Here is a 23,013-nt window from a genome sequence, read left to right on the forward strand (position 1 = left end):
GCGGCGGAGGCCACCAATCAAAGGCCTTTTTATAAGGGTGTCCGGGGCGGCGCCCCAACACAACAGGCATGTGTGAATTCCGATTCTTCTCACCTTGAGACAGGGCCACTTGAGCAGGAATTTGAAAAATCGCAAGAAATTTTCACAGGGTTCGCAAAATACGTCGCCAGACCATTTGAGGCTGGTATCGCGCAGTTCGAATGGGCAGGGTGCACTTGGCAACAAAAGGAAGCGCGATGCTACAGAAATTCTATCAAGTGATTTGGTCCGGTTTGTTGTGCTTCGGCCTGGTCTCGCCAGCGGTGGCTCAGTCCCAGGCCGAGATGGCAGCATACCAATTGGCAGAGCAGAAAATTTCAGAAAATGCGGCCTCGGGGTATCCAAAACTGGACCTAGGGCGAGTAAAAGACCTGCAGTATTTGCCGCCGTCGCTGGCTAACTCAAAGCACCTGCGGGAAATTGTATTGGGATCGCAATATTGTACACCCGGTAGAATTTTTTGCGATCGTGAAGGGCCTGCGCTCAACGATATTTCTGTTCTGGCTCAGTTGCCAAATCTGAAAGTGCTGGACCTGGGATCTGTTGCCGTTCTGGACAAAGAGCTGATTGCAAGCCTGACAGGGCTGCGTGTTCTGTCACTGGCTAATACCTCGGTCAAAGACCTGTCCTTCTTGTCTGAAATGACGCAACTACAAGAGCTGAACCTGTGGTTTAATCCGGTTTCGGACCTGTCACCACTTGCCGGACTGACGGGTCTACGCAAGCTTGGGCTCAATAACACCCAAGTATCTGACATATCACCGCTTTCTGAAATGAAGGGGTTAAAGAAACTCAGTCTTGATGACACCATGGTATCGGATTTGTCACCGCTGGCCGATATGACGGAGCTGCAAACCCTTACTCTGAGTAACACACCGGTCAGCGATATTTCGGCCGTTGCTGGGATGACGCAGTTGCAAAAGCTTGGGTTGGCAGGCACTCAGGTACAAAATGTGGAACCGATTTCAGAACTCCCCAACTTACAAACGCTTTATCTTGGCGGCACACGGGTTACACGAGTTCGTTCGCTTATCCATCTCGATAGTTTAGTCACTCTGGATATCGGCAACACTGCCATCGATTCGATCCTAGCTTTCAAGAACAATACCTCTCTGAATTACTTGGGGTTGCAAAATACGAATGTTTCCTGGTTGAAGCCGGTTGAGTATTTCACCTCTCTTACCGAGTTGCATATTTCTGGTAGCAAGGTGACAGAGATCCCGTGGTTCAGTTCTCTTGTTAGTTTGAAGCGCCTGTATATGGACGGTACGAGCGTGACCGACTTGACGCCGCTTGTGGGTCTGTCCACGCTGGGAATGGTAAGTGCCAGCAATGGGCATAAACCCCTGCAACCCGGTCCAGTTGCCAAATTACGTGAGCAAGGCGTGCGGGTCATAGATGACTAGTTGCAGTTAGGCTGGTTGGCATCGGCGCCAGTCACCAGATAATCAATGCTGGGTGTTCCTGTTTTGTGCAAATCGGGATAGGAACAAAGTCAGCATCATCGCGCAGCCCGGCTGCTTAAGAATTTAGAACAGGAAAGACGCATATGTCCTTTAGCCTAGCCACTTGGAACATCAACTCGGTCCGCCTGCGGGAACCTTTGGTGCTGAAACTCTTGGCTGAACAAGGGCCGGATGTTTTGTGCCTGCAGGAATGCAAAAGCCCAGTGGACAAGATCCCGTTGGATGGTTTTGCTGAGCTGGGTTACCGCCACATGGTTGCCCGTGGTCAAAAGGGCTACAACGGCGTTGCGATTCTGTCGCGACTACCGATCGAGGACGCAGGAAGCCAGCAGTTCGCGGGCTTAGATCATGCCCGTCACGTTGCCGGGCGGCTAGAAAACGGCGTGACCATTCATAATTTCTATGTGCCTGCGGGTGGTGACAAACCTGATCGCGAGATCAACGAGAAGTTTGGCCAGAAGCTCGATTACCTGACCGATATGCGAGATTGGTTCCACAAGGAAACACCGGAAAAGGCCATTCTCGTGGGTGATCTGAACATTGCCCCGCGTGCCGATGACGTCTGGGACCATAAGAAGATGCTCAAGATCGTTAGCCACACGCCGGTTGAGATCGAACACTTGGCGCAGGTGCAGGACGCCGGGAATTGGGTAGATGTGACTCGTCAGGATATTCCGGAGGGATTGCTGTACAGCTGGTGGTCTTACCGCGCCAAGGATTGGGACGCAGCCGACAAAGGCCGCCGCCTTGACCACGTTTGGGCCACATCTGACATCTCGTCGGCCGGCAATTCCAGCCGCGTTCTGCGCGATGCACGCGGTTGGGAAAAACCCAGTGACCACGCCCCGGTTTTCGCCAGCTTCGATCTGTAAAGAGCTTTAACCGGGGGGGCGCCCGCCCGGCGCCGCGCTTTGCGCGGCGCCGGTCCCAAGGCTGCCAAGGTCACTCGGCGTAGCCGAAAGACCTGCAGGCGCGGGAGCGTTTGGGGAGCAGTCCTAGACGTTAACGATGTGTGGTTACAGGTCCGTTCAGCGTTGCCAGTTGCTATAGGCCTGATCGGTGTCTTTCATGTCCTGGTACAACCAAACCATCCGGTCGACAAACCACAGCTTGCCTCCGATCATCAGAGATAGGCCAAAAAACACCACTCCGTAATCGAGCGCCCAGAGCCCATAGATCCACGGAATAGCGCCAACACCAGATACGACCCCTAGGGCGACGGCCCATCGTGTATGATGATCTGGGATCGGGATGTTCTTTCGGTTCAAGAATACCCTTTCCCCAAATGTCCCGTGTGCAGACCAGCTGTCGGTTGTTTTGGGCGGTCCAAAGGCGCGTGGGTTCCACCAGGTCCAGAGAATGACCAGGGCAACTGGTACAAGTGCATACCATCCCAGCCAGATCCGGCTGATCACGGCTAGTGACATCAGCGGCAGGATCGACATGCGGCTGTAAACGCTCAGCGGATTGGCATGCCGGGCCCATGTGGCCTCGTCCATTGCCATCATCCGCTCGGAAAGCGCGAAAATATCCATCCTGGTTCGGGTCAATTGGTCAACTCCTCTCTTGGTTTCTGGTGCTGCAGCTTTCATATAGGGGGCAAGTTCCAAGTGGAGAACAAGGTTATGATGGATATTATTGGTGGCGCCGAAGCTCCGGCAGCAGATTTGATAAAGGACGTTTCAGAAGCGACCTTTATGCAGGATGTGGTTGAGGCATCACAGAATGCCCCGGTGATTGTGGATTTCTGGGCGCCCTGGTGTGGCCCGTGCAAAACACTGGGCCCGGCGCTTGAGGCTGCGGTAACCCGTGCAAAGGGTGCGGTAACGATGGCCAAGGTCAACGTCGATGAAAATCAGATGATTGCCCAGCAGATGCGGGTTCAGTCGATCCCAGCGGTTTTTGCGTTTTATCAGGGACAGCCGATTGACGGATTCCAGGGCGCGCTACCTCCTTCTGAGATTGACGCTTTTGTTGCAAAGGTTGTTGAAGCCGGTGGCGGTTCCGCTGACGGAGGCCTGGGCGAGGCGCTGGAGGCTGCTGAAACCATGTTGGCCGAGGGTGAGGCCGAAGATGCTGCGCAGATTTTTGCGGCGGTTATCGGTGAAGATGACAAAAACGCAGCGGCTTATGCGGGGTTGGCACGTGCGCATCTGGCACAGGATGATGCTGATCAAGCCGAGGCGGTGTTGAATGGTGCCCCGGCTGAGATTGCTGATACCCCAGAAATCGAAGCGGTCAGAGCGCAGATTGAATTGGCACGTCAGGCTGAAAATGCGGGTCCGGTAGCTGAACTGCGCAACGCGGTTGATGCGGACCCGGCCAATCATCAAGCTCGGTTTGACCTAGCCCAGGCGCTCCATGCTGCCGGGGAAGCCGAGGCTGCTGTTGCTGAATTGCTGGAGCTGTTCCGCCGCGACCGTGAATGGAATGACGGTGCAGCCAAAGCTCAGCTGTTTACGGTTTTTGATGCGCTTAAGCCAGAAGATCCGATTGTGCTTAACGGTCGCCGTAAATTGAGTTCGATGATATTTGCCTAATGCTGGCGAAGGGCTAATCTCAATCCAATGATCTTAGCCGCTGACCTACCGGACACGGTCCCCGTGTTCCCACTCCCCGGGGCGCTTTTGTTGCCCCGGTCCAGGCTTCCTTTGCATGTTTTTGAGCCGCGTTATCTGCAGATGCTCGAGGACACGTTGAAAACGCCGCAGCGTTTGATTGGCATGGTGCAGCCTTGCCCGGGGCAAAACAGCGACGAAGAGCTTCACGATGTTGGCTGTGCCGGGCGCGTCACTCAGTTTTCAGAAACTGAGGATGGGCGATATCTGATCACGCTTTCAGGTGTTTCGCGTTTTCGGATTGAACAGGAAACAAACGGTTTCACGCCATATCGCAAATGCGAAGTGTGCTGGGATGGGTTTGACCGAGATCTGGGGAAGGTCGAGGCAGATAACCGATTTGATCGGCCAGAGTTCCTTGATCTGCTTGAGCGATTTTTTATGTCGCGTAGTCTTTCGACCGATTGGGAGGCGTTGAAGGATGCCGATGATGAATTGCTGATCAATTCACTGTCGATGATGCTGGATTTTGAGCCTGAGGACAAACAAGCCTTGCTCGAGGCGCCGGGTCTTGCGACAAGACGCCAAACCCTGACGACCCTGATCGAATTTGCCCTGCTTGGCGGTTCAACCGAGGAAATGCTGCAATGAACGAGCCACAGAAACCTGTTTTTGATCGCCACATGCTCGAGGCGTTGGTTTGCCCACAGACCCAAATGGTTCTGGAATACCACGCGGATGAGCAGGAGCTTGTTTCAAAGGCAGCTGGGCTGGCTTTCCCGATCCGCAATGGTATTCCGGTTATGTTGGTTGATGAAGCCCGCGTACTGGACTGAGCACGCCTGCCGCTGATCGAATTTTAGATTCGCTTGCCCTGTAACAGCTTGGGTAGGTCTCCGGTCAGCCCGGCAGCCTCGCGTACAAACCCGCGTCGCAGGCCGGGCAATGCTCCGACAATTCCCATGCCGATATCCCGTCCCAAACGCAGCACTGGGTTGTCGTTTGAGAACAGTCGATTGAACACATCCGTTGCTGCTGCCAGCGTCGCCGTGTCGAAACGGCGCCATTCCTGATAGCGCCGCAGTACAAGAGACGAGGTGAAATCCTCACCCCGGCGGTTTGCTTCGGTCAGTACCTCTGCTAGCGCGCCCACATCACGCAGTCCGGCGTTCAGACCTTGCCCAGCGATGGGGTGCATTCCGTGTGCAGCATCGCCAACCAGCGCCAAGTGGTCGCCAATGAATGAATTGGCGATGGTCAGGTTTAGCGGATAGGTGAACCGTTTTCCGGCCAGCTTGATATCACCCAGAAAGTCGCCAAACCGGGGGCGTAAAGCTTTGATGTAATCCACATCATCCAGTGCATGGATCGCGGCAGCTGTGTCAGTGCGCTCGCTCCAGACGATGGATGACCGGTTTCCTGGCAGCGGCAGGATCGCTAGTGGTCCGTGTGGCATAAAGAATTGATGTGCGATGCCGTGATGCGGCTTTTCGTGTTCGATTGCGCAGACCAGCGCGGTTTGGCCGTATTCCCAACCACTTCGCTTGATGCCAGCGCGTTGGGCTGTGCCGCTTTTGCGACCATCCGAACCAACCAGCAAACGACCGCGCAGTGTATCGCCGCCGTCCAGAGTCACGGTGACGCCGCTAACATCCACATCCTGTGCTTCGACCCGGCGCTGGTTGATCATGGTGATCTTGGGTTCAGCTCCCATTGCGGTAATCAGGGCGCGGCGCAGATAGCGATCTTCGACCATATATCCCATGGGGCCGTCTTCGATTTCGGCATGGTCAAAATGCATAAAGAACGGGGATGGTCCCTGCCCGGCGTGACCGTCGGTGACCTTGATTTCCAGCATCGGCTGGGCGTTTTCTTCGCCGACATGCTGCCAGACACCAACCTGTTGCAGCAGCCGCTGTGATGCCAGCGCCAATGCATAGCCGCGACCGTCGAATTCTTCGTCCTGCAACTGAGCCTGTGGCAGCGCGTCAATCACGGTGACCGAGAAGCCGGTTTGTGCCAGCGCCAGCGCCAGTGTTGGGCCGTTCAACCCACCGCCAACGATCAGAATATCGGATGTATTTTTCATGCGGTGCACTATGCGCTTGTGTTCGGGATTGTCCATGGGCAGCGGTGTCGCTACCGTCGCTTTAACATCAAGGGGAGCGCATTTGGAATGTCGGATTGGTTGGAAATGAGCGCGGCGGATTTGGGCCGTGGGATTGGTGCGGGTGAGATTGACCCGCTGGAACTGACCAGCACCTATCTGGATGCTATTGATGCCCATCCGATGCGCGATCGAATCTATGCGCGCGTCACCCATGATCGGGCCTTGGCCGAGGCTACGGCGGCGTCTGAGCGCGCCCGCGCTGGCCAACGCCGTTCGTTGTTGGATGGGGTACCAATCAGTTGGAAAGATCTGTTCGACACTGCTGGGACCGGCACCGAGTCGGGGTCGGATCTATTGCTGAATCGGGTGCCAGGTCAGGACGCGCTTGTGCTACGCAATGCCACCGCTATGGGCACCGTTTGTCTGGGCAAAACTCACATGAGCGAACTGGCATTCTCGGGGCTGGGGCTGAACCCTGTGAAAGAGACCCCACCCTGCATCAACGATGCCGAAGCTGTGCCCGGTGGTTCATCATCTGGCGCAGCCACGTCGGTTGCCTTTGGCCTTGCTGCCTGCGGTATTGGGTCAGACACCGGCGGCTCGGTCCGCATTCCGTCGGCCTGGAATGATCTGGTCGGGCTGAAAACCACCTCTGGCCGCGTCAGCCTCGAAGGTGTGGTGCCGTTGTGCTTGAAATTCGACACTGTAGGCCCCCTTGCCCGAACTGTCGAAGATGCAGCTCTATTCCTTGGGGTACTCGAAGGCGATCCAGCCGCAGATCTGCGTGGCGCCAACCTCAAAGGACGCCGGTTTGCGGACCTTCAAACCATTGTTCAGGATGATCTGGATGACACCGTGCGCGCGGCACATGATTCGGCGCTGAATCGTCTGCGAGATGCCGGAGCCGAGATTGTCCCGCTCGAAGTTCTCGAACTAGCCGAGGCGATGGCGCTAAGCGGCGTACTGTTCACGGCCGAGGCCTATGGGCTGTGGAAGGAAGTGATCGAAGCCTCGCCTGATTTGATGTTCCCAGCCATTCTGGAGCGTTTCCGTGCTGGTGGATCAGTGCTGGGCACCGACTACGTGGCGGCATGGGCCAAGCTGGAACAGACCCGGATGATTTGGGATCATGCAACGTCTGGCTTTGATGCGGTACTGTCCCCGACGTCACCTATTCTACCGCCGAACATGCAGCGGTTGCTGACGGACGATGACTATTACGTTCACGCCAATCTGATGGCCCTGCGCAACACACGGGTTGGCAACTTGATGGGGCTGTGCGGATTGTCGCTGCCAACGGGCACGCCAAGCTGCGGATTGCAGGTTTTGGGCCAGCCAGACCGCGAAGAGGCCCTGTTGCGTATCGGTTCAGCAATCGAAAGGGCCTTGGCCTGAAAGCCACATTTATCAACAGCCTGCACGCCAGCGGCTAGACCTATTACCACTGCCCCTGTATCTTTTGGATAACCGGGGCGAAAACGATCCCGAACTTTGAGGCATAGAAGATGAATTTTCCCGAGCGGTTTTCGAACCTTCCGGCTTATGCGTTTCCGCGTTTGCGGGCGCTATTGGACCACCACACGCCAGGCGGCGACGTGGTTCAGCTCACTATTGGTGAGCCAAAACACAAGTTTCCTCAGTGGGTTACGGAAATTATCTCTGAAAATGCCGCTGGATTTAACGTCTATCCACCCAACGAAGGTTCGGACGATCTGCGCGCTGCAATCAGCGATTGGATCCAGCGTCGTTATGGCGTGGCGATGGACAAAGACACGCAAGTGATGAACCTGAACGGCACCCGCGAAGGCCTGTACAACGCGGCCATGGCGCTGTGCCCCGAGCAGAAGAACGGCCAGAAACCCGTCGTTTTGGTCCCTAACCCGTTTTATCAGGTCTACATGGTTGCGGCGATTTCGGTTGCGGCTGAAACTGTTTTTGTTCCGGCAACGGATGAAACTGGCCACCTGCCGGACTATGCCAGCCTGTCTGAGGACGTGCTGAACCGTACCACCGTTGCTTATGTCTGTTCGCCTGCCAACCCTCAGGGCGCGGTCGCAAGCCGTGACTATTGGGTGCAGCTGATCCAGTTGGCCGAGCGCTATGACTTCAAGATTTTCGCCGATGAGTGTTACTCGGAAATCTACCGTGGCGAAGCTCCGGTTGGCGCGCTGACTGTGGCCCAAGAACTTGGTGCTGACCCCGAGCGCGTGGTTCTGTTCAACTCGCTGTCCAAGCGATCGAACCTGCCAGGTCTGCGGTCTGGACTGATCGCTACGGGCCCCAAAAACATGGAGCAGCTCAAGTTGTTGCGCAGCTATTCTGGTGCACCTTTGCCACTGCCCCTGCAGGCCGCTGCCGCCCGCGTTTGGTCGGACGAGGCACATGTGGTAGAAAATCGTGCACTATACATAGAAAAATACGAAGTTGCCGATCAGGTTTTTGCCGGAATGCCGGGCTACAACTCTCCCGAAGCTGGCTTTTTCCTGTGGTTGCCCGTTGACGACGGCGAAGAGGCCACGATGAAGCTGTGGAAGCAAACTGGTGTCCGGGTTCTGCCCGGGGCCTATCTGGCCAATGGCGTTGGCGACCAGAACCCGGGCAAAGGATATATCCGGGTCGCGCTGGTCGCATCCAAAGATGAAACACTGACAGCGCTGACCCAATTGCGCGACTGTCTGTACTAAACAACAGCAAAGCGGCTGCGCAGGCATTTGCAGCCGCTTCGCCAGAACAAAAGACCGGGCACAAGATCTGCACCAATAGCAGGCAACGGCCCAAATGAGGAACCGAGGTAGTCATGGCATTTCAAACACGCAATCGCGATCCGCTGTTAGACAGCAATATGCAGGCAGCTATCGAAAAACGGGGCAAGGAGCTGATTGGCATTTTGCTGATCATTTTTGGTCTGATGACAGCTGCAATGATCGGTTCTTATACGCCGGAAGACCCAAATTGGTGGGTGTCTACTGACGCGCCCGTGCAAAACTGGATGGGACTGTCTGGCGCGACAATAGCTGCTGTTCTGGACACTGTGCTAGGTAAAGCCGCTTGGTGCGTTCCGGCCTTTACGTTGGTATGGGGCATTCGGTTTGCGTTCCATTTGGGTGAAGATCGTGTGTTCTGGCCTTTGCTAATGTTTGTACCTTGGTTGCTGTTGAACTCGCTTCACTTGGAAACTCTAAACGCCACCGCTGAATGGCAGGCAAACCATGTTTCTGGCTATGGAGGCATGGTTGGTTATACCTTCCTTGGTGGACTGCTAACCTTGATGACTGTGGCTCCTGTAGGTTTACAGTTTGCGGTCAAATTGCTGTCCCTTACCACTGCTATAGGACTATTGGCCTTGGGCAGTTTTGCTTTGGGGTTTTCTCGAGAGCAGATGAGAAATGTGCTTCGCTGGGTTTTCGTTGCCATAATAATGACCTATGGCGCGCTTGCTACCCTACTTGGGCGTGGGGCAACCGGCGGTTTGCACGCGGCGATGAACTATCGCGCCCAACGCGCCGAACGTATGGCTGCTTTGCCCGAAGCAGGTGAAGAATCGCAGGTCATCGAAAGCATGGACGGTTACGGCAAGGTTCCAGCCTCTGCGCCCGAAGTAGAGGTGGTTGAAGAGCCCGCCCCCGAACGTGGTGGGTTGCTGTCGCGGATGCCCGCCCTGATCCGTCGTTCCGAGCCTCTGCCGGAACCCGAGCTGGTTGAGCAGCACTCGACTGTGGAGCTGGATGATTTGCCGGGCGATGATCGGATCTCGGCCAAGATTGCCGACGCTGTGCGTGAACGCCGTGCCGCTGACCTTTCCCCTGAACAGGACCCCAACCTTCCTCTGACCAAAGGACGTGGCCGTCGCCCTGATCCGCTGGTGTTTAATCCGCAATCGCCGTTGGACGGGTTGCCTCCTGAACCACCTATGACAGCGCAATCACCTATGGCTGCACCGCAGGCGCCAATGATGGAGCCCTCGCCTGCTGCTATGAAGACTGACGCACCTCAGCCACAGAGCACCATGCCAAGTGCGCCAATGGATCTGCCAATTGCAGAGCCCCGCAAGTCTGTGGTCGAACAGCCGGTTCTAAAACCTGTAATACCGTCGACCCGTGCCATTGCCGAAGCCCAACCAGGGCTGGCTTTTGAAGATAGAGATAATGGGTTCGAACTGCCGCCTCTGAACTTGTTGGCCAGTGCGGATAGCATCGAGCGCCATCACCTGAGCGACGAAGCGCTGGAAGAAAACGCCCGCATGCTGGAGCATGTTCTGGATGACTATGGCGTCAAAGGAGAGATCCTGTCGGTTCGTCCCGGTCCTGTTGTTACCATGTACGAACTGGAGCCCGCGCCGGGTTTGAAAGCCAGCCGCGTGATTGGTCTGGCCGATGACATTGCCCGTTCCATGTCGGCCTTGTCTGCCCGTGTTTCGACCGTGCCCGGTCGTTCGGTCATTGGTATCGAACTGCCAAATGAAAAGCGCGAAAAAGTTGTTCTGCGCGAAATTCTTGCCTCGCGTGATTTCGGCGATAGCACGATGAGCCTGCCTCTGGCGTTGGGTAAGGACATTGGCGGTGACTCGGTTGTGGCCAACTTGGCCAAGATGCCTCACCTGCTGATTGCGGGTACTACCGGTTCCGGTAAATCGGTTGCGATCAACACCATGATCCTGTCGCTGCTGTATAAGCTAACACCGGCCGAATGCCGGATGATCATGATCGACCCCAAAATGCTGGAATTGTCGGTTTACGATGGCATTCCGCATTTGCTGTCGCCCGTTGTGACCGACCCCAAAAAGGCGGTTGTTGCGCTGAAGTGGACCGTCGGAGAGATGGAAGAGCGCTATCGTAAGATGTCCAAGATGGGTGTGCGCAACATCGAAGGCTACAATGGCCGTGTACGCGAAGCTTTGGACAAAGGCGAAATGTTCAGTCGCACCGTGCAAACCGGGTTTGACGATGACACCGGCGAACCAGTGTTCGAAACTGAAGAGTTCGCACCCGAGCTTTTGCCCTATATCGTTGTGATCGTTGACGAGATGGCCGACCTGATGATGGTGGCGGGCAAAGAGATCGAAGCCTGTATTCAACGTTTGGCACAGATGGCGCGGGCCTCTGGGATCCACCTGATCATGGCCACACAGCGTCCATCGGTTGACGTGATCACCGGTACCATCAAGGCCAACTTCCCAACCCGGATTTCGTTCCAGGTGACCTCGAAAATCGATAGCCGCACCATTCTGGGTGAAATGGGTGCTGAACAGCTGCTGGGTATGGGTGACATGCTTTATATGGCGGGTGGTGCCAAGATTACCCGTTGTCATGGTCCGTTCTGTTCAGATGAAGAAGTCGAAGAAGTGGTAAACCACCTCAAGGCCTTTGGTCCGCCGGAATACATGAGCAACGTTCTGGAAGGCCCGGACGAGGATAAAGCAAGCAATATCGACGCTGTGCTTGGCCTGACCGGCGGCAACACCAACGGCGAAGACGCGCTGTATGACTCAGCCGTGCAAGTTGTCATTCAGGATCGCAAGTGTTCGACCTCGTACATCCAGCGGAAACTCGCCATCGGCTATAACAAAGCCGCGAGATTGGTCGAGCAGATGGAAGACGAAGGCCTTGTTTCGCCTGCAAACCATGTTGGTAAAAGGGAAATTCTGATACCAGAGCAGCAATAACACGCCCCTTCACATTCAGCGCACAGGGCTTATGTAGGTTGTATGAAACAAATTGCATTTGCCTTAGCGCTGACTGTATGCGCCCCCGGCGCATGGGCCGCCGAGAAGCTGAGCCTGAACGAAGTTTCGGGTTATTTGAATGGCATTAAAACAGCCAAGGCCAGATTTAGCCAGATCAATGACGATGACAGCGTGTCCACGGGCAATCTGTACATTCACCGACCCGGAAGAATGCGGTTCGAGTATAATCCCCCGGATCAAGGAACTGTTGTTGCAGGTGCCGGGTCAGTGGTGATTTTCGATCCCAAATCAAATCAACCACCCGAGACCTACCCTCTTAAGCGCACGCCCCTGTCGGTGATCCTAGCCAGGAAAGTCGATTTGACTCAGGCCAATATGGTGGTCGGGCACAAGTTTGATGGGACCACAACCATCATCCAGACCCAGGATCCGGAAAACCCCGAGTATGGCAGTATCGAGCTGATGTTCACCAGCGATCCGGTACAGCTCCGAAAATGGGTTGTGCACGATGACGCTGGAGGTCGTACCACGGTAATTCTTGGGGCAATGGAGACCGGTATGAAGCTGCCGTCCAAATTATTCAGCACGTCAGTCAACAACCAATAGCGTCAGATTTGATAGATGCCGATAAGTTAAAGGCCACCAGACCATTGAAAAGGTCAGGCGGCCTTCAGTTTATGAGCAAGCTCAGTTGAACTTGCGGCAGTTGGCCAGTTGGCGCTGGTACATAGCTGCGCGCGCGTCGACTTCGCCAGCTACGCGCACCAACCATGATTTGGAGCGATAGCTACCACGGGAGTACCCGGTGTGACCTTCGTGATAAGCGAGGTACTGGTTGCGGGCATCCGTTAGAGCAATACCATTTCGCTCTTTGGTCTTGTTCATATACCAGCCGATGAAATCACTGGCATGGTTGATCCGGTTGCGCTTAGAGCTGCGACGTCCGGCCTCGCGCTGGTATTCGTCCCAGGTTCCATCCAGTGCTTGGGAATAGCCATAGGCGCTGGAGACACGACCCATTGGAATGATGCCCAAGGCATACTTATGCGGCGTACGTGCGTCTGCCTTGTAGCGGCTTTCCTGATAGATGGTAGCCATCTGCACATGGACCGGCACACCCCAGCGTCGTTCGGCTGCACGAAATGCTTTTAGGTACTCGGGTTTCTGATTGATGATGCTGCATGCATTATCCAAATTGCGCGGGGGGGATTTATGGCCACCGCCACAGGATGCCATGATCAACAACGCGATCAGGGCGCTAACGATTCTGCTCATTTGCCTCTGCCTTCTTATTTTTTGGCAAACTGTACCAGAAATTACTCTGTGGATAAATTCACTTTTACAACAAGACCGCCAACAATAGCGGCAAGGACACCACGGATATCAGGGTTGAGACCATGACCAATCCGGCCACCGCCTCGGAATCGGTTTTGAACTTTTCTGCCAGCAGATAGGAGGAGACCCCTACGGGAGTTGCCAACTGGAGCACCAAGACGCCAAAGGCCACATGGCCTAATCCCCAAAAGATGCCAAGTCCCACTGCAATTGCGGCGCAAGCCAACAGTTTCAGCAGCGACAACACCAGGGCGCGCGCTAATTTGCCCGGAGACATGCGCGCGACAGCAACCCCAAGTGTGATCAACATCAGCGGGATTGCCATCTGACCAACAAGATCCAGCGCATTGGTCAGAAATCGTGGGGTTTGCCAATCTTGCCACAGGAACAGGGCGCCCAGCAGGCTTGCCCAGACAAGCGGTTCCTTGATGACCTTGCTGCCAGCCCCCTTACCGGCGACCAAGTAGATCCCTACGGTAAACGACAAGACAGAAGTCACCGCCAAGACAATGACGGCATAGCCCAGACCGGTCTCGCCAAAGGCAAACAGGGCCAGCGGTAACCCCAGGTTTCCGGTGTTGCCAAAGATGAGCGGAGCCAAATAGGTGCGCTGGTCCAGTCCAGAAAATCGTATCAACAGGAGGCCAGCCAGAGCGATCAGAGCATAGCCGACCACGCTTGCGAGCAGGAATACACCTAATGTGCTTTTGTCCAGATCGGTCTTCATTAGAGCGGTAAAGACCAAGCAGGGAACGGCGAGCGTTATGCCAAGGCGGGTGACAAACTGGAGCCGATATTCAAATCCGAGTTTGACCCAAATAAAGCCAAGGGCCGCAAGCATGAACACCGGTGCTACGATTTCGAGCACTGTCGTAAAAAGGTCCACAGACTGTTTCCCTGAAATTCCTGCCATTCGTTGGACAAAGTCCTACGTTATTGGGTACAAATAAGACATAGGGGCAGCAATACTATGTTACGAACACGCGCGAAATATCATCTGGGACAAGTGGTCCGCCACAAGAAGCATCCGTTTCGAGGTGTGGTGTTCGACGTTGATCCAGAATTCACCAATACAGATGAATGGTATCAGGCCATTCCTGAGGAAAGCCGGCCCTCGAAAGAGCAGCCGTTTTATCACCTGTTGGCTGAGAACGACAAAAGCTACTATGTGGCCTATGTGTCTGAGCAGAATCTGGTAGCTGATTATTCAGGCGAGCCGGTTGACCATCCGGATATTCCAGACATGTTCGGCCCGTTTTCGGACGGAACCTACCCGCTGCATTTTCAACTGAACTGATCCATCACCGCCGCGCGAATGGTGCGTGCAAGCACGCACCCTACACTGCTATCTGGCGTTAGTATCCCAAGGCACAGCCATCCTTGCGCGGATCGCTGGCACCTTCCAAAACACCGTCTTCCCGGATGCGAATAGCTTGTGACCCGCCGATGGCTGTTGGTGGGATTTCGACAGTATGGCCCCAATCGGCAAGCTGCTGACGCACCTCGTTTGAATAGCCGCGTTCGATCTTCAGCACACCATTGTCGCTAAAGGCGCGCGGCGTGTTCATCGCAGTCTGCAGTTCCATGTCAAAATCGGTCAGGTTGGACAGAAAACGCGCATGGCCATTGGGCTGATAAGCCCCGCCCATGACGCCAAAAGGCATCATCACCCGACCGTTCTGACGTAGCATGCCGGGAATGATGGTATGCATTGGACGTTTGCTGCCACCCAACTCATTCGGGTGCCCCTGCTCTAGAGTAAATCCGGATCCGCGGTTTTGCAGCAGAATGCCAAATTTTTCCGACCCGATGCCCGATCCGAAGCCGCGGAAAATGGAATAAATCAGCGACACTGCCATCCGGTTTTTGTCGACGACGGTGATGTAAACCGTGTCCTTGTGCACCGACTCGCTAATTGGCGCTGCGGCTGCCATAGCCCGCGCTGGATCAATCAGCGCTGCCAGTTTGGCAGCGGTTTCTGGTGCCAACATATGTTCAAGCCGTGCCATGTGGTTGGGGTCGGCAATAAAGCGATTACGTGCGTCATATGCCAGCTTGGCGGCCTCGGCCTCGATATGGGCACGCTCTGCACCGACCGGATCCATGGCTGCAATATCGAAATGTTTCAGGATGTTTAGCATCAAAATAGCGGTGGCACCCTGACCGTTTGGTGGATGCTCGACCAGCTCGATACCTTGATAATCGCCGCTGACAGGGGTGGTTGCCAGGCCACAGGTTTGAACAAAATCGTCAGCCGTGTGTAGGCCGCCCCGCGACGTCAACGCGCCCAGCATATCCTCGGCCACTTCTCCGGTGTAAAAGGCATCGCGACCATCGCGCGCAATGCGACGCAAGACCTCGGCTTGACTCGGTGACCGGAACATCTGACCAACTTGTGGGGGGCGGCCATCGAATAAATAGTCACGTCTGGCAGACCCTTGCAGGTGGCTGTCGTCATTGGCCCAATCAAATGCCACACGCGGAGCAACTGGAACCCCGGCATCGGCATAATGAATCGCGGGGGCCAAAATAGCATCCAGACCCAATTTTCCCTCGGTTTCGGACAGGTGGCAGAAGGCATCAATCGCGCCGGGAATAGTCACCGCATGTGGACTTTCTTCAGGAACGGATTGAAGCCCTTGCTCACGCAACACTGCGGCATTTGCAGCCGCTGGCGCGCGGCCTGAACCGTTATAAGCCTGGATCTCGTTGCTGCCAGCACGCGAGTACAGCACAAAGCAGTCACCGCCGATACCGGTCATCTGAGGTTCGCAAATCCCAAGCAGAACTGCCCCGGCAATGGCTGCATCCATTGCATTTCCACCACGTTTCAAAATGTCGATGGCGGCTCCGGCTGCGAGCGGGTGCGAGGTCGCGCAAATACCATTTTCTGCATAAACCGCCGAGCGGCCAGGAATTTGAAAGTCTCGCATACGTCTCTCCAGCTTATGATTGGCCGAAGACTAGAAGCTGAGCAGGGGAAGGCAATCCATAAACCACGCAGTTGCACGTCTTGCGGCAAAACATTTGGTTTAGGGGAGATATCCCCGGCGTCGCGAAAAGGGTGGGGGCTGTTTAACGCGGCGCCGAGGGAAGCTTTGAGCAGCTACATGTAAACATATTGCACAGGCTTTGGGCGTCGGTTGGTCATTTTTGGGGCGGTTTTGTGGCGCCCGAGGAGGTTAAGCAATACCGCCTTCAATTTCAAAACAAAGTGACAGTTGGTTGTTGCCACGTCGGCGTTCGTACTGAATGTCGCTTGTCAGTTCCCGGATAAGAAACCAGCCAAAGCCACCTTCGGGGAGATCCTCGGTAGGGACAGACAGATTGGCGGGCTTGCCTGCGGGCAATCGCTCATCTGGTAATGGCAGCCCGGCGTCATGGATGTTGACCCGCAGCTGGGTGTTGTTCAGGTCGCAGCGTATATGCACATCCCCAGGGGACACGCCAGCATAGGCATGTTCCACCACGTTGTTCACAGCTTCGGAGAGGGCAATCTGAACTTCGTTGGTGCGGGCTTCGGGGAGCCCCATGGTCCGCAACCGCTCCACAACAGAACCGATACCACTGCGGGCATCTAGTTCCGTAGCTAGGAACGTGCAGGCAAAGGAATCGACCATCTGGAACTTACTCCGCGCAACAAGCGCCTACAAATGTATCTATCAAGAGTTATTGGCAGTGGTGGCTTCGTGTAGCGAACCATAAAGGTCAAAAACAGTATCCATGCGGGTCAGGCGAAACACCTTGTCGACCATTGGCGATAGCCCAGCAAGATCCAGCTTACGGCTGTTTCCCAGTTGCTTCATTGCGGCGACGATTGCACCCAGTCCGCTGGAATCGATGAACTTCACTTCTGACAGATCTAAAATCACACGATCCGCGCCGCTTTCGGTTTCGCTGCGCATGTCTTCTTTGAACTGAATTGCAATGGCCGCATCAATGCGTTCGGCGTTAACCGTCACAATCTGTGCACTGTCGGTCATGGTGCTGGTCAGACTCATGGTATTTCCCCGAGTGGTTTTGTTTCACTGCAGACTAGACCGCAATCGTTACCATTTAGTATGCAAGACTTTAACAAGGGAGTGTTAAAGATGAAAAATGTTGTGATTGCAGGCGCGGCGCGGACACCTATGGGCGGTTTCCAGGGCATGTTTGATGGTGTTGCAGCCGTTGAACTAGGCGGTGTTGCGATCCGCGCAGCGCTTGATGGAGCAGGGGCATCGACCGTTGATGAGGTTCTGATGGGCTGTGTGCTGCCAGCCGGGCAGGGACAGGCACCAGCGCGACAGGCCGGGTTTGCGGCGGGCCTGGGCGAGGAGGTTCCTGCTACCACGCTCAACAAAATGTGTGGGTCCGGTATGAAGGCGGCGATGATGGCTTTTGACCAGATCGCGCTGGGCCACGCCGATACGATGATCGCCGGCGGGATGGAGAGCATGACCAATGCCCCCTATCTGTTGCCCAAAATGCGCTGCGGCGCGCGAATCGGCCATAATCAGGTGATCGACCACATGTTCCTCGATGGGCTCGAAGATGCCTATGACAAAGGGCGCCTGATGGGCACCTTTGCTGAAGACTGCGCCGAGACATACCAGTTTACCCGCGAAGAACAGGACGAATTTGCCCTGCGCTCTCTGTCGAATGCGCTTGAAGCACAAGAGAGCAACGCCTTTGACGGTGAAATCGCTGCAGTTACAGTGAAGGCCCGCAAGGGTGATGTTGTGTCCGATTCCGACGAACAGCCAAAGTCGGCCCGTCCAGACAAAATCCCAACCCTCAAACCTGCCTTTCGCAAAGACGGCACAGTGACCGCCGCCAATGCATCGTCGATTTCTGATGGTGCAGCGGCTCTGGTTCTGGCTTCAGCCGAGGCTGCAGAACAGCAAGGTCTTACCGTCCGCGCGCGGGTCCTAGGCCATGCGAGCCACGCTCAGGCACCCGGCTTGTTTACAACCGCTCCGGTTCCGGCGGCAAAAAAACTGCTTGATCAGATCGGCTGGTCCAAGGACGATGTGGACCTGTGGGAAGTGAACGAAGCCTTTGCGGTGGTGCCGATGGCGTTTATGCGGGAAATGGGACTGTCTCGGGATATCGTCAACGTCAACGGCGGTGCCTGTGCGCTGGGTCACCCCATTGGTGCCTCGGGGGCGCGCATCATGGTCACGTTGTTGAACGCATTGGAGAAACGCGGTCTGAAACGCGGGGTTGCTGCCATCTGCATCGGCGGCGGCGAAGGCACCGCAATTGCAATCGAACGGGTCTGATCTTCATCTGGCCAAAAACATCCCGGGGGTGAAGTGGCCCCTGGGCCAAGAGGGGGCTGGCCCCCTTCGTCCCTCCTAAGGTGTTATTATGACTATCGACTACCCAACACTCGCTAAAACCATCTCTTCTCTGACCGAGGGCGAGCACGATACTGTTGCGCTGATGGCCACAGTCGCCTGCGAAGTACATCATTCAGACGATCGTTTCGACTGGACTGGATTCTACCGTGTCACGGAGCCGGAGTTGCTGAAGATTGGTCCTTATCAAGGCGGGCACGGCTGCTTACAAATTCCATTCTCTCGTGGGGTCTGTGGCGCGGCGGCGCGGACCAGAGATGCGCAGCGAGTTGCCGATGTTGATGCCTTCCCTGGCCATATCGCCTGCGCCAGCTCAACCCGCTCGGAACTGGTGCTGCCGGTGTTTGATGGCTCGGGCGAAGTGATTGGAGTGTTCGACATCGACAGCAACTTGCCGGATGCCTTTACTCAGGAAGATGTTGACGCTTTGACAACAATCCTGTCATCCGTATTCGCCAGATAAAACCAACCAGGCAGCCCCTGCCATGACCAGTAGCTGCAAGACAGCAACCCCGTGAAGCAGCTTTGAAAAGGGTTGCTTTCGGGTCTTGTGCCGAAACCTTTTGCGCGCCCAATAGGCTCCCGGGGTGCCGCCGAACAGGGCCGAGAGCAGGAGTGTTTTCTCAGGAATGCGCCATAATTGGGCTTTGGCCCGGTGTTTGTCGAGTGCAAAGAGAAGTACAGACAAGACGTTGATCAAAAGCAGGTAGATAACGGCAATCTGCCATGGGGAACCAAACATCACTATACACTCCTGACTTTGGGTTGGCCCCTAATAGGGTTGAAGCAATTGCTTAGACCATAGCATCTTTTACCCACCTATTCCGCCGGGTTGCGAGAGCGGGCCCCGCCTGTTGTTGTGTGACGGGCCTTGCGGATTTCATCAATGTTGTTCTAGGACTTGCTTCATGACCAGCCCCTCAGATGTCGGCGCAACGCCAGACAACATACAGATCCAGTTCGATATCATCGTGTCAGATGGCTTTGTCCTGCTTGAGGTTGCGGCCATTGTCGACGCCCTGCGCATTGCCAACCGGATTGCGGCCCAGCCACCATTTGCCTGGACCTACCGATCCACCAAGGGCGGTATGATCGAGAGCCGTTGCGAGGCCTTTGTCAACTCCGAGCCCTTTGTGGACAAGCCTACGGCCAATTATGCGTTTGTGATTGGCAACAGCGATCCCGACACCCCGGCACTTTCGCTGCCGGGGCTAATCTCGGCTTATACCTATCGCGGGGCGCAGGTGTTGCTCTTGGCCGAGGCCGCCAGCCGTTACATCCAGGATCGAGGGGACAAGGCGATGCACCTGTCCACCCATTGGGAAAATTCGGCCCTGCTGCGTGAGCGGGGAGGGGTGTTTGAGGCAGGCACTGCACTGGCTAGCGAGGATGGCCAAGTGGTAACCTGTGCGGGGATGGGCGCAACCGTGGACGTGGTGCTGGCGCTGATGGGGCGGCATATCTCAGCTGCGTCGCTGGTGACGGTGGCCAACGTGCTGTTGCATGACAACATCCGCGACTTTTCAACCCGTCAGCCGTTTGGAGGTGCGCGCGGAGCAGCCACGGGTGACCGTGATCTCGACCTGTGCATCCGGCTGATGCAAGAGAACGTCGAAGATCCGCTGCCAATTTCCGATCTGGTGGCGCAGGTTGGCATTTCCGCCCGCTCGCTGGAACGCAAGTTCAAGACCAGTTTTGCTACAACGCCCAATGGGTTCTATCGTGAAATGCGACTGAGCAAGGCCAACAACCTGCTGCTAAACACCAGTCTGAGCGTGCAGGAAATTGGGCTGGCTTGCGGCTTTCCCAGCGGTTTTTCTGGGCAGTACAAAGCGCAGTTTGGCATGACACCGCTGACCGTGCGCAAACGCCGGCGAACTGCGGAAAACGCAAGCGGAGAATAATCGTCAAAATCTGGCGGAAATGATACATTTTCTGTCACGCAGGCATGTCAGGCTGAGGCAAAATTCAGTGTCTGGAGTGACGAAATGAGCGATCTTCCCACCAAGGCCCGTGCGGTCATTGTCGGCGGCGGTGTCATTGGCTGTTCGGTAGCCTATCACCTGGCCAAGTTGGGCTGGAAGGATGTGGTGCTGCTGGAGCGCAAACAACTGACCTCGGGCACCACTTGGCATGCGGCCGGGCTAATTGGCCAGTTGCGCGCCAGTTCCAACATGACCAAGCTGGCCCGCTATTCGGCTGAGTTGTATCTGGGGTTGGAAGAGGAAACCGGTGTGGCCACTGGCTTGCGTCAGGTTGGCTCGGTCTCGGTTGCATTAACCGACGAACGGCACGAGGAGCTGTGCCGCAGCGCCGCCATGGCGCGGGCCTTTGGCGTTCCAGCCGAGGAGCTATCGCCATCTGAGGTCAAACAACGGTACGAGCATCTAAATATCGACGGCGTGACCGGTGGCATCTGGTTGCCAACAGACGGGCAGGCGGACCCTGCTAACATCGCGCTGGCACTAGCCAAGGGCGCGCGCCAAAACGGCGCGCTGATCAAAGAACGGATCAAAGTCACCGGTATGGCCAAACAGGGCCGCCGGGTGACGGGTGTGGACTGGGTCAGCGATGATGGTCAGCAGCAGGGGCATATCGAGGCGGATATGGTGGTGAACTGCGCTGGCATGTGGGGTCACGAGGTTGGCAAGATGGCGGGCACCAATGTGCCGCTACATGCTTGTGAACACTTTTATATCGTGACCGAAGGCATTCAAGGCTTAAGCCAGATGCCGGTGCTGCGGGTGCCGGATGAATGCGCCTATTACAAGGAGGACGCTGGCAAGATCTTGCTGGGTGCATTCGAACCCCATGCCAAGCCTTGGGGTATGGAGGGCATCTCTGACCGGTTTGAGTTTGATCAACTGCCCGAAGACTTTGACCACTTTGAACCGATCCTAGAAGCCGCCTGTGAGCGGATGCCGATGCTGGCCGAGGCCGGGATCCACACCTTTTTTAACGGGCCCGAGAGCTTTACGCCGGATGACGCTTATCATCTGGGTCAAGCTCCCGAGATGGATAATGTTTGGGTCGCGGCCGGGTTCAACTCGATTGGGATCCAGTCGGCTGGTGGCGCAGGTATGGCGCTGGCGCAATGGATGGATGACGGGCAGAAACCGTTTGATTTGGGTGACGTGGATATTTCACGGATGCATCCATTCCAAGGCAACAAGCACTATCTGTTTGAACGCTCCAAAGAGACCCTGGGGTTGCTGTACGCCGATCACTTCCCGTACCGGCAAAAGGCCACCGCGCGTGGCGTGCGTCGCACACCGTTCCATCACCACCTGAAAGAGCAGGGCGCGGTGATGGGCGAGATTGGCGGCTGGGAACGGGCCAATTGGTTTGCCAACGAAGGCCAGGAACGCGAATACAAGTACAGCTGGAAACGCCAGAACTGGTTTGAAAACTCAGCTGCAGAGCACCGGGCCGTGCGCGAAAATGTGGGCATGTATGACATGTCCTCGTTCGGCAAGATCCGGGTCGAAGGGCCCGATGCCGAGGCGTTTCTAAACTATGTCTGCGGCGCCAACATGTCGGTGCCGGTGGGCAAAATCGTCTATACCCAGTTCCTGAACCCGCGTGGCGGGATTGAGGCCGATGTCACCGTGACCCGGTTGTCCGAGACGGCTTATCTGGTGGTAACCCCGGCGATTACCCGTCAGGCCGACCAGACCTGGATGCGGCGACACCAGGGAGACCACCGCGTGGTTCTTACCGATGTGACGGCGGGCGAGGGTGTGTTGGCAGTGATGGGGCCACGGTCGCGAGAACTGCTGCAAAAGGTCTCGCCGAATGATTTCTCAAATGCGGTGAACCCTTTTGGCACGGCACAAAATATCGAGCTGGGTATGGGAATTGCCCGTGTCCACCGTGTCACCTATGTGGGTGAGCTTGGCTGGGAGATTTATGTGGGTGCCGATATGGCGGGCCATGCCTTTGAAACACTGATCGAGGCGGGGCAAGACATGGATCTGAAGCTGTGCGGCATGCACATGATGGACAGCTGTCGGATTGAAAAGGGCTTCCGCCACTTTGGACATGACATCACCTGCGAAGATCACGTGATCGATGCTGGGCTCGGTTTTGCAGTCAAAACGGACAAACCGGATTTCATCGGTCGCGAGTCGGTGTTGAAGCGCAAGGAAACCGGACCTGAAAATCGCATGGTTCAGTTCAAGCTAACCGACCCCGAGCCGCTGCTGTATCACAACGAACCGTTGATCCGTGATGGTGAGATTATCGGCTATCTCAGCTCGGGGAGCTATGGTCATACCTTGGGCGGCGCTATGGGGCTGGGTTACGTTCCGTGCAAAGGTGAGAGTGCTGCCGACGTGTTGGGTTCCACTTATGAAATCGACGTGATGGGCACCCGTGTCCGGGCCGAGGCCTCGTTGAGGCCGATGTATGATCCAAAATCGGAACGGGTGAAGGTCTGATAACTGAACAACTCGTCCGGCGGAAACGCCGGGCAACACCT

Annotated in this window: 22 protein-coding genes; 14 read left to right on the forward strand and 8 right to left on the reverse strand. The window is 55.9% G+C overall.

Translation table 11 applies throughout. From position 1 onward, the window contains the following. Nucleotides 1–215 precede the first annotated feature (215 nt). A complete protein-coding gene (locus AC2T28_RS05160) occupies nt 216–1,445 on the forward strand; it encodes a leucine-rich repeat domain-containing protein (RefSeq protein ID WP_486747868.1) in 1,230 nt (409 codons plus the stop codon). A 143-nt stretch (nt 1,446–1,588) separates the two neighbouring features. Then, a complete protein-coding gene (locus AC2T28_RS05165) occupies nt 1,589–2,377 on the forward strand; it encodes an exodeoxyribonuclease III (protein ID WP_486747869.1) in 789 nt (262 codons plus the stop codon). A gap of 156 nt (nt 2,378–2,533) precedes the next feature. On the opposite strand, the gene AC2T28_RS05170 is transcribed toward AC2T28_RS05165, so the two are convergent. Beyond that, nucleotides 2,534–3,040 carry a DUF6653 family protein gene (locus AC2T28_RS05170; protein ID WP_486747870.1) on the reverse strand — a complete coding sequence of 169 codons (507 nt, stop codon included), beginning with the start codon at nt 3,038–3,040 and terminating at the stop codon, nt 2,534–2,536. A 90-nt stretch (nt 3,041–3,130) separates the two neighbouring features. On the opposite strand from AC2T28_RS05170, the gene AC2T28_RS05175 reads away from it, so the two are divergent. From AC2T28_RS05175 to AC2T28_RS05185, 3 genes are read left to right on the forward strand one after another with little or no spacing between them, the layout of a single operon-like run. Further along, a complete protein-coding gene (locus tag AC2T28_RS05175) occupies nt 3,131–4,045 on the forward strand; it encodes a tetratricopeptide repeat protein (protein ID WP_486747871.1) in 915 nt (304 codons plus the stop codon). Nucleotides 4,046–4,072: 27 nt separating this feature from the next. Continuing rightward, nucleotides 4,073–4,714, forward strand: coding sequence for an LON peptidase substrate-binding domain-containing protein (locus AC2T28_RS05180; protein WP_486747872.1), 642 nt, complete (start codon nt 4,073–4,075; stop codon nt 4,712–4,714). Beyond that, the gene (locus AC2T28_RS05185) at nt 4,711–4,899 is read left to right on the forward strand and encodes a Trm112 family protein (RefSeq protein ID WP_486747873.1); all 189 of its coding nucleotides are present in this window, start codon (nt 4,711–4,713) and stop codon (nt 4,897–4,899) included. The genes AC2T28_RS05180 and AC2T28_RS05185 overlap by 4 nt, the downstream gene beginning before the upstream one ends. 23 nt (nt 4,900–4,922) lie before the next feature. Here AC2T28_RS05185 and AC2T28_RS05190 read toward each other — a convergent pair whose 3' ends face one another. Next, on the reverse strand, nt 4,923–6,152 hold the full coding sequence (locus tag AC2T28_RS05190; protein WP_486747874.1) for an FAD-dependent monooxygenase: 1,230 nt from the start codon (nt 6,150–6,152) through the stop codon (nt 4,923–4,925). A gap of 87 nt (nt 6,153–6,239) precedes the next feature. Here AC2T28_RS05190 and AC2T28_RS05195 point away from each other — a divergent pair, with 87 nt between their 5' ends. From AC2T28_RS05195 to AC2T28_RS05210, 4 genes are all read left to right on the forward strand, one after another. Beyond that, nucleotides 6,240–7,568, forward strand: coding sequence for an amidase (locus AC2T28_RS05195; RefSeq protein WP_486747875.1), 1,329 nt, complete (start codon nt 6,240–6,242; stop codon nt 7,566–7,568). A 110-nt stretch (nt 7,569–7,678) separates the two neighbouring features. Next, complete coding sequence (locus AC2T28_RS05200) at nt 7,679–8,857, forward strand: aminotransferase class I/II-fold pyridoxal phosphate-dependent enzyme (protein WP_486747876.1); 1,179 nt, start codon at nt 7,679–7,681, stop codon at nt 8,855–8,857. 113 nt (nt 8,858–8,970) lie between these two features. Then, nucleotides 8,971–11,835: a DNA translocase FtsK gene (locus AC2T28_RS05205; RefSeq protein WP_486747877.1), complete on the forward strand. Its 2,865-nt coding sequence runs from the start codon at nt 8,971–8,973 to the stop codon at nt 11,833–11,835. A 42-nt stretch (nt 11,836–11,877) separates the two neighbouring features. Further along, nucleotides 11,878–12,462 carry a LolA family protein gene (locus tag AC2T28_RS05210; protein WP_486747878.1) on the forward strand — a complete coding sequence of 195 codons (585 nt, stop codon included), beginning with the start codon at nt 11,878–11,880 and terminating at the stop codon, nt 12,460–12,462. 81 nt (nt 12,463–12,543) lie between these two features. On the opposite strand, the gene AC2T28_RS05215 is transcribed toward AC2T28_RS05210, so the two are convergent. Next, a complete protein-coding gene (locus AC2T28_RS05215) occupies nt 12,544–13,131 on the reverse strand; it encodes a transglycosylase SLT domain-containing protein (protein WP_486747879.1) in 588 nt (195 codons plus the stop codon). 64 nt (nt 13,132–13,195) lie between these two features. Next, nucleotides 13,196–14,077, reverse strand: coding sequence for an AEC family transporter (locus tag AC2T28_RS05220; RefSeq protein ID WP_486747880.1), 882 nt, complete (start codon nt 14,075–14,077; stop codon nt 13,196–13,198). A gap of 84 nt (nt 14,078–14,161) precedes the next feature. Between AC2T28_RS05220 and hspQ the strand changes: the two genes are divergently transcribed. Further along, nucleotides 14,162–14,488 (forward strand): heat shock protein HspQ, encoded by a 327-nt coding sequence (gene hspQ / locus AC2T28_RS05225; protein WP_486747881.1) that lies wholly within the window; start codon nt 14,162–14,164, stop codon nt 14,486–14,488. A gap of 58 nt (nt 14,489–14,546) precedes the next feature. On the opposite strand, the gene AC2T28_RS05230 is transcribed toward hspQ, so the two are convergent. The 3 genes from AC2T28_RS05230 to AC2T28_RS05240 form a co-directional block, all read right to left on the reverse strand. Continuing rightward, on the reverse strand, nt 14,547–16,124 hold the full coding sequence (locus AC2T28_RS05230; RefSeq protein ID WP_486747882.1) for a gamma-glutamyltransferase family protein: 1,578 nt from the start codon (nt 16,122–16,124) through the stop codon (nt 14,547–14,549). 249 nt (nt 16,125–16,373) lie between these two features. After that, nucleotides 16,374–16,811, reverse strand: a complete 438-nt coding sequence (locus AC2T28_RS05235; RefSeq protein WP_486747883.1) for an ATP-binding protein — start codon at nt 16,809–16,811, stop codon at nt 16,374–16,376. A gap of 42 nt (nt 16,812–16,853) precedes the next feature. Then, nucleotides 16,854–17,192 (reverse strand): STAS domain-containing protein, encoded by a 339-nt coding sequence (locus AC2T28_RS05240; protein WP_486747884.1) that lies wholly within the window; start codon nt 17,190–17,192, stop codon nt 16,854–16,856. A gap of 90 nt (nt 17,193–17,282) precedes the next feature. On the opposite strand from AC2T28_RS05240, the gene AC2T28_RS05245 reads away from it, so the two are divergent. Beyond that, nucleotides 17,283–18,455 carry a thiolase family protein gene (locus tag AC2T28_RS05245; protein WP_486747885.1) on the forward strand — a complete coding sequence of 391 codons (1,173 nt, stop codon included), beginning with the start codon at nt 17,283–17,285 and terminating at the stop codon, nt 18,453–18,455. An 88-nt stretch (nt 18,456–18,543) separates the two neighbouring features. Beyond that, nucleotides 18,544–18,996 carry a GAF domain-containing protein gene (locus AC2T28_RS05250; protein ID WP_486747886.1) on the forward strand — a complete coding sequence of 151 codons (453 nt, stop codon included), beginning with the start codon at nt 18,544–18,546 and terminating at the stop codon, nt 18,994–18,996. Here the strand turns inward: AC2T28_RS05250 and AC2T28_RS05255 are convergent. Then, on the reverse strand, nt 18,976–19,275 hold the full coding sequence (locus tag AC2T28_RS05255) for a DUF1294 domain-containing protein (RefSeq protein ID WP_486747887.1): 300 nt from the start codon (nt 19,273–19,275) through the stop codon (nt 18,976–18,978). The genes AC2T28_RS05250 and AC2T28_RS05255 overlap by 21 nt on opposite strands. Before the next feature lie 166 nt (nt 19,276–19,441). Here AC2T28_RS05255 and AC2T28_RS05260 point away from each other — a divergent pair, with 166 nt between their 5' ends. After that, entirely contained in the window at nt 19,442–20,437 is a 996-nt protein-coding gene (locus AC2T28_RS05260) for a GlxA family transcriptional regulator (protein ID WP_486747888.1), read from the forward strand. A gap of 84 nt (nt 20,438–20,521) precedes the next feature. Further along, a complete protein-coding gene (locus AC2T28_RS05265) occupies nt 20,522–22,972 on the forward strand; it encodes a GcvT family protein (RefSeq protein ID WP_486747889.1) in 2,451 nt (816 codons plus the stop codon). The last annotated feature ends 41 nt before the right edge of the window (nt 22,973–23,013 follow it).

This window comes from Parasedimentitalea nitratireducens, assembly GCF_057444295.1.

What these genes read in the sequence shown, in the direction of transcription:
- AC2T28_RS05165 (WP_486747869.1), top strand. Translation starts at nt 1,589, where the DNA reads ATGTCCTTTAGCCTAGCCACTTGGAACATCAACTCGGTCCGCCTGCGG.
- AC2T28_RS05170 (WP_486747870.1), bottom strand. Translation starts at nt 3,040, where the DNA reads ATGGATATTTTCGCGCTTTCCGAGCGGATGATGGCAATGGACGAGGCC.
- AC2T28_RS05175 (WP_486747871.1), top strand. Translation starts at nt 3,131, where the DNA reads ATGATGGATATTATTGGTGGCGCCGAAGCTCCGGCAGCAGATTTGATA.
- AC2T28_RS05180 (WP_486747872.1), top strand. Translation starts at nt 4,073, where the DNA reads ATGATCTTAGCCGCTGACCTACCGGACACGGTCCCCGTGTTCCCACTC.
- AC2T28_RS05185 (WP_486747873.1), top strand. Translation starts at nt 4,711, where the DNA reads ATGAACGAGCCACAGAAACCTGTTTTTGATCGCCACATGCTCGAGGCG.
- AC2T28_RS05190 (WP_486747874.1), bottom strand. Translation starts at nt 6,152, where the DNA reads ATGAAAAATACATCCGATATTCTGATCGTTGGCGGTGGGTTGAACGGC.
- AC2T28_RS05195 (WP_486747875.1), top strand. Translation starts at nt 6,240, where the DNA reads ATGTCGGATTGGTTGGAAATGAGCGCGGCGGATTTGGGCCGTGGGATT.
- AC2T28_RS05200 (WP_486747876.1), top strand. Translation starts at nt 7,679, where the DNA reads ATGAATTTTCCCGAGCGGTTTTCGAACCTTCCGGCTTATGCGTTTCCG.
- AC2T28_RS05205 (WP_486747877.1), top strand. Translation starts at nt 8,971, where the DNA reads ATGGCATTTCAAACACGCAATCGCGATCCGCTGTTAGACAGCAATATG.
- AC2T28_RS05210 (WP_486747878.1), top strand. Translation starts at nt 11,878, where the DNA reads ATGAAACAAATTGCATTTGCCTTAGCGCTGACTGTATGCGCCCCCGGC.
- AC2T28_RS05215 (WP_486747879.1), bottom strand. Translation starts at nt 13,131, where the DNA reads ATGAGCAGAATCGTTAGCGCCCTGATCGCGTTGTTGATCATGGCATCC.
- hspQ (WP_486747881.1), top strand. Translation starts at nt 14,162, where the DNA reads ATGTTACGAACACGCGCGAAATATCATCTGGGACAAGTGGTCCGCCAC.
- AC2T28_RS05230 (WP_486747882.1), bottom strand. Translation starts at nt 16,124, where the DNA reads ATGCGAGACTTTCAAATTCCTGGCCGCTCGGCGGTTTATGCAGAAAAT.
- AC2T28_RS05235 (WP_486747883.1), bottom strand. Translation starts at nt 16,811, where the DNA reads ATGGTCGATTCCTTTGCCTGCACGTTCCTAGCTACGGAACTAGATGCC.
- AC2T28_RS05240 (WP_486747884.1), bottom strand. Translation starts at nt 17,192, where the DNA reads ATGAGTCTGACCAGCACCATGACCGACAGTGCACAGATTGTGACGGTT.
- AC2T28_RS05245 (WP_486747885.1), top strand. Translation starts at nt 17,283, where the DNA reads ATGAAAAATGTTGTGATTGCAGGCGCGGCGCGGACACCTATGGGCGGT.
- AC2T28_RS05250 (WP_486747886.1), top strand. Translation starts at nt 18,544, where the DNA reads ATGACTATCGACTACCCAACACTCGCTAAAACCATCTCTTCTCTGACC.
- AC2T28_RS05255 (WP_486747887.1), bottom strand. Translation starts at nt 19,275, where the DNA reads ATGTTTGGTTCCCCATGGCAGATTGCCGTTATCTACCTGCTTTTGATC.
- AC2T28_RS05260 (WP_486747888.1), top strand. Translation starts at nt 19,442, where the DNA reads ATGACCAGCCCCTCAGATGTCGGCGCAACGCCAGACAACATACAGATC.
- AC2T28_RS05265 (WP_486747889.1), top strand. Translation starts at nt 20,522, where the DNA reads ATGAGCGATCTTCCCACCAAGGCCCGTGCGGTCATTGTCGGCGGCGGT.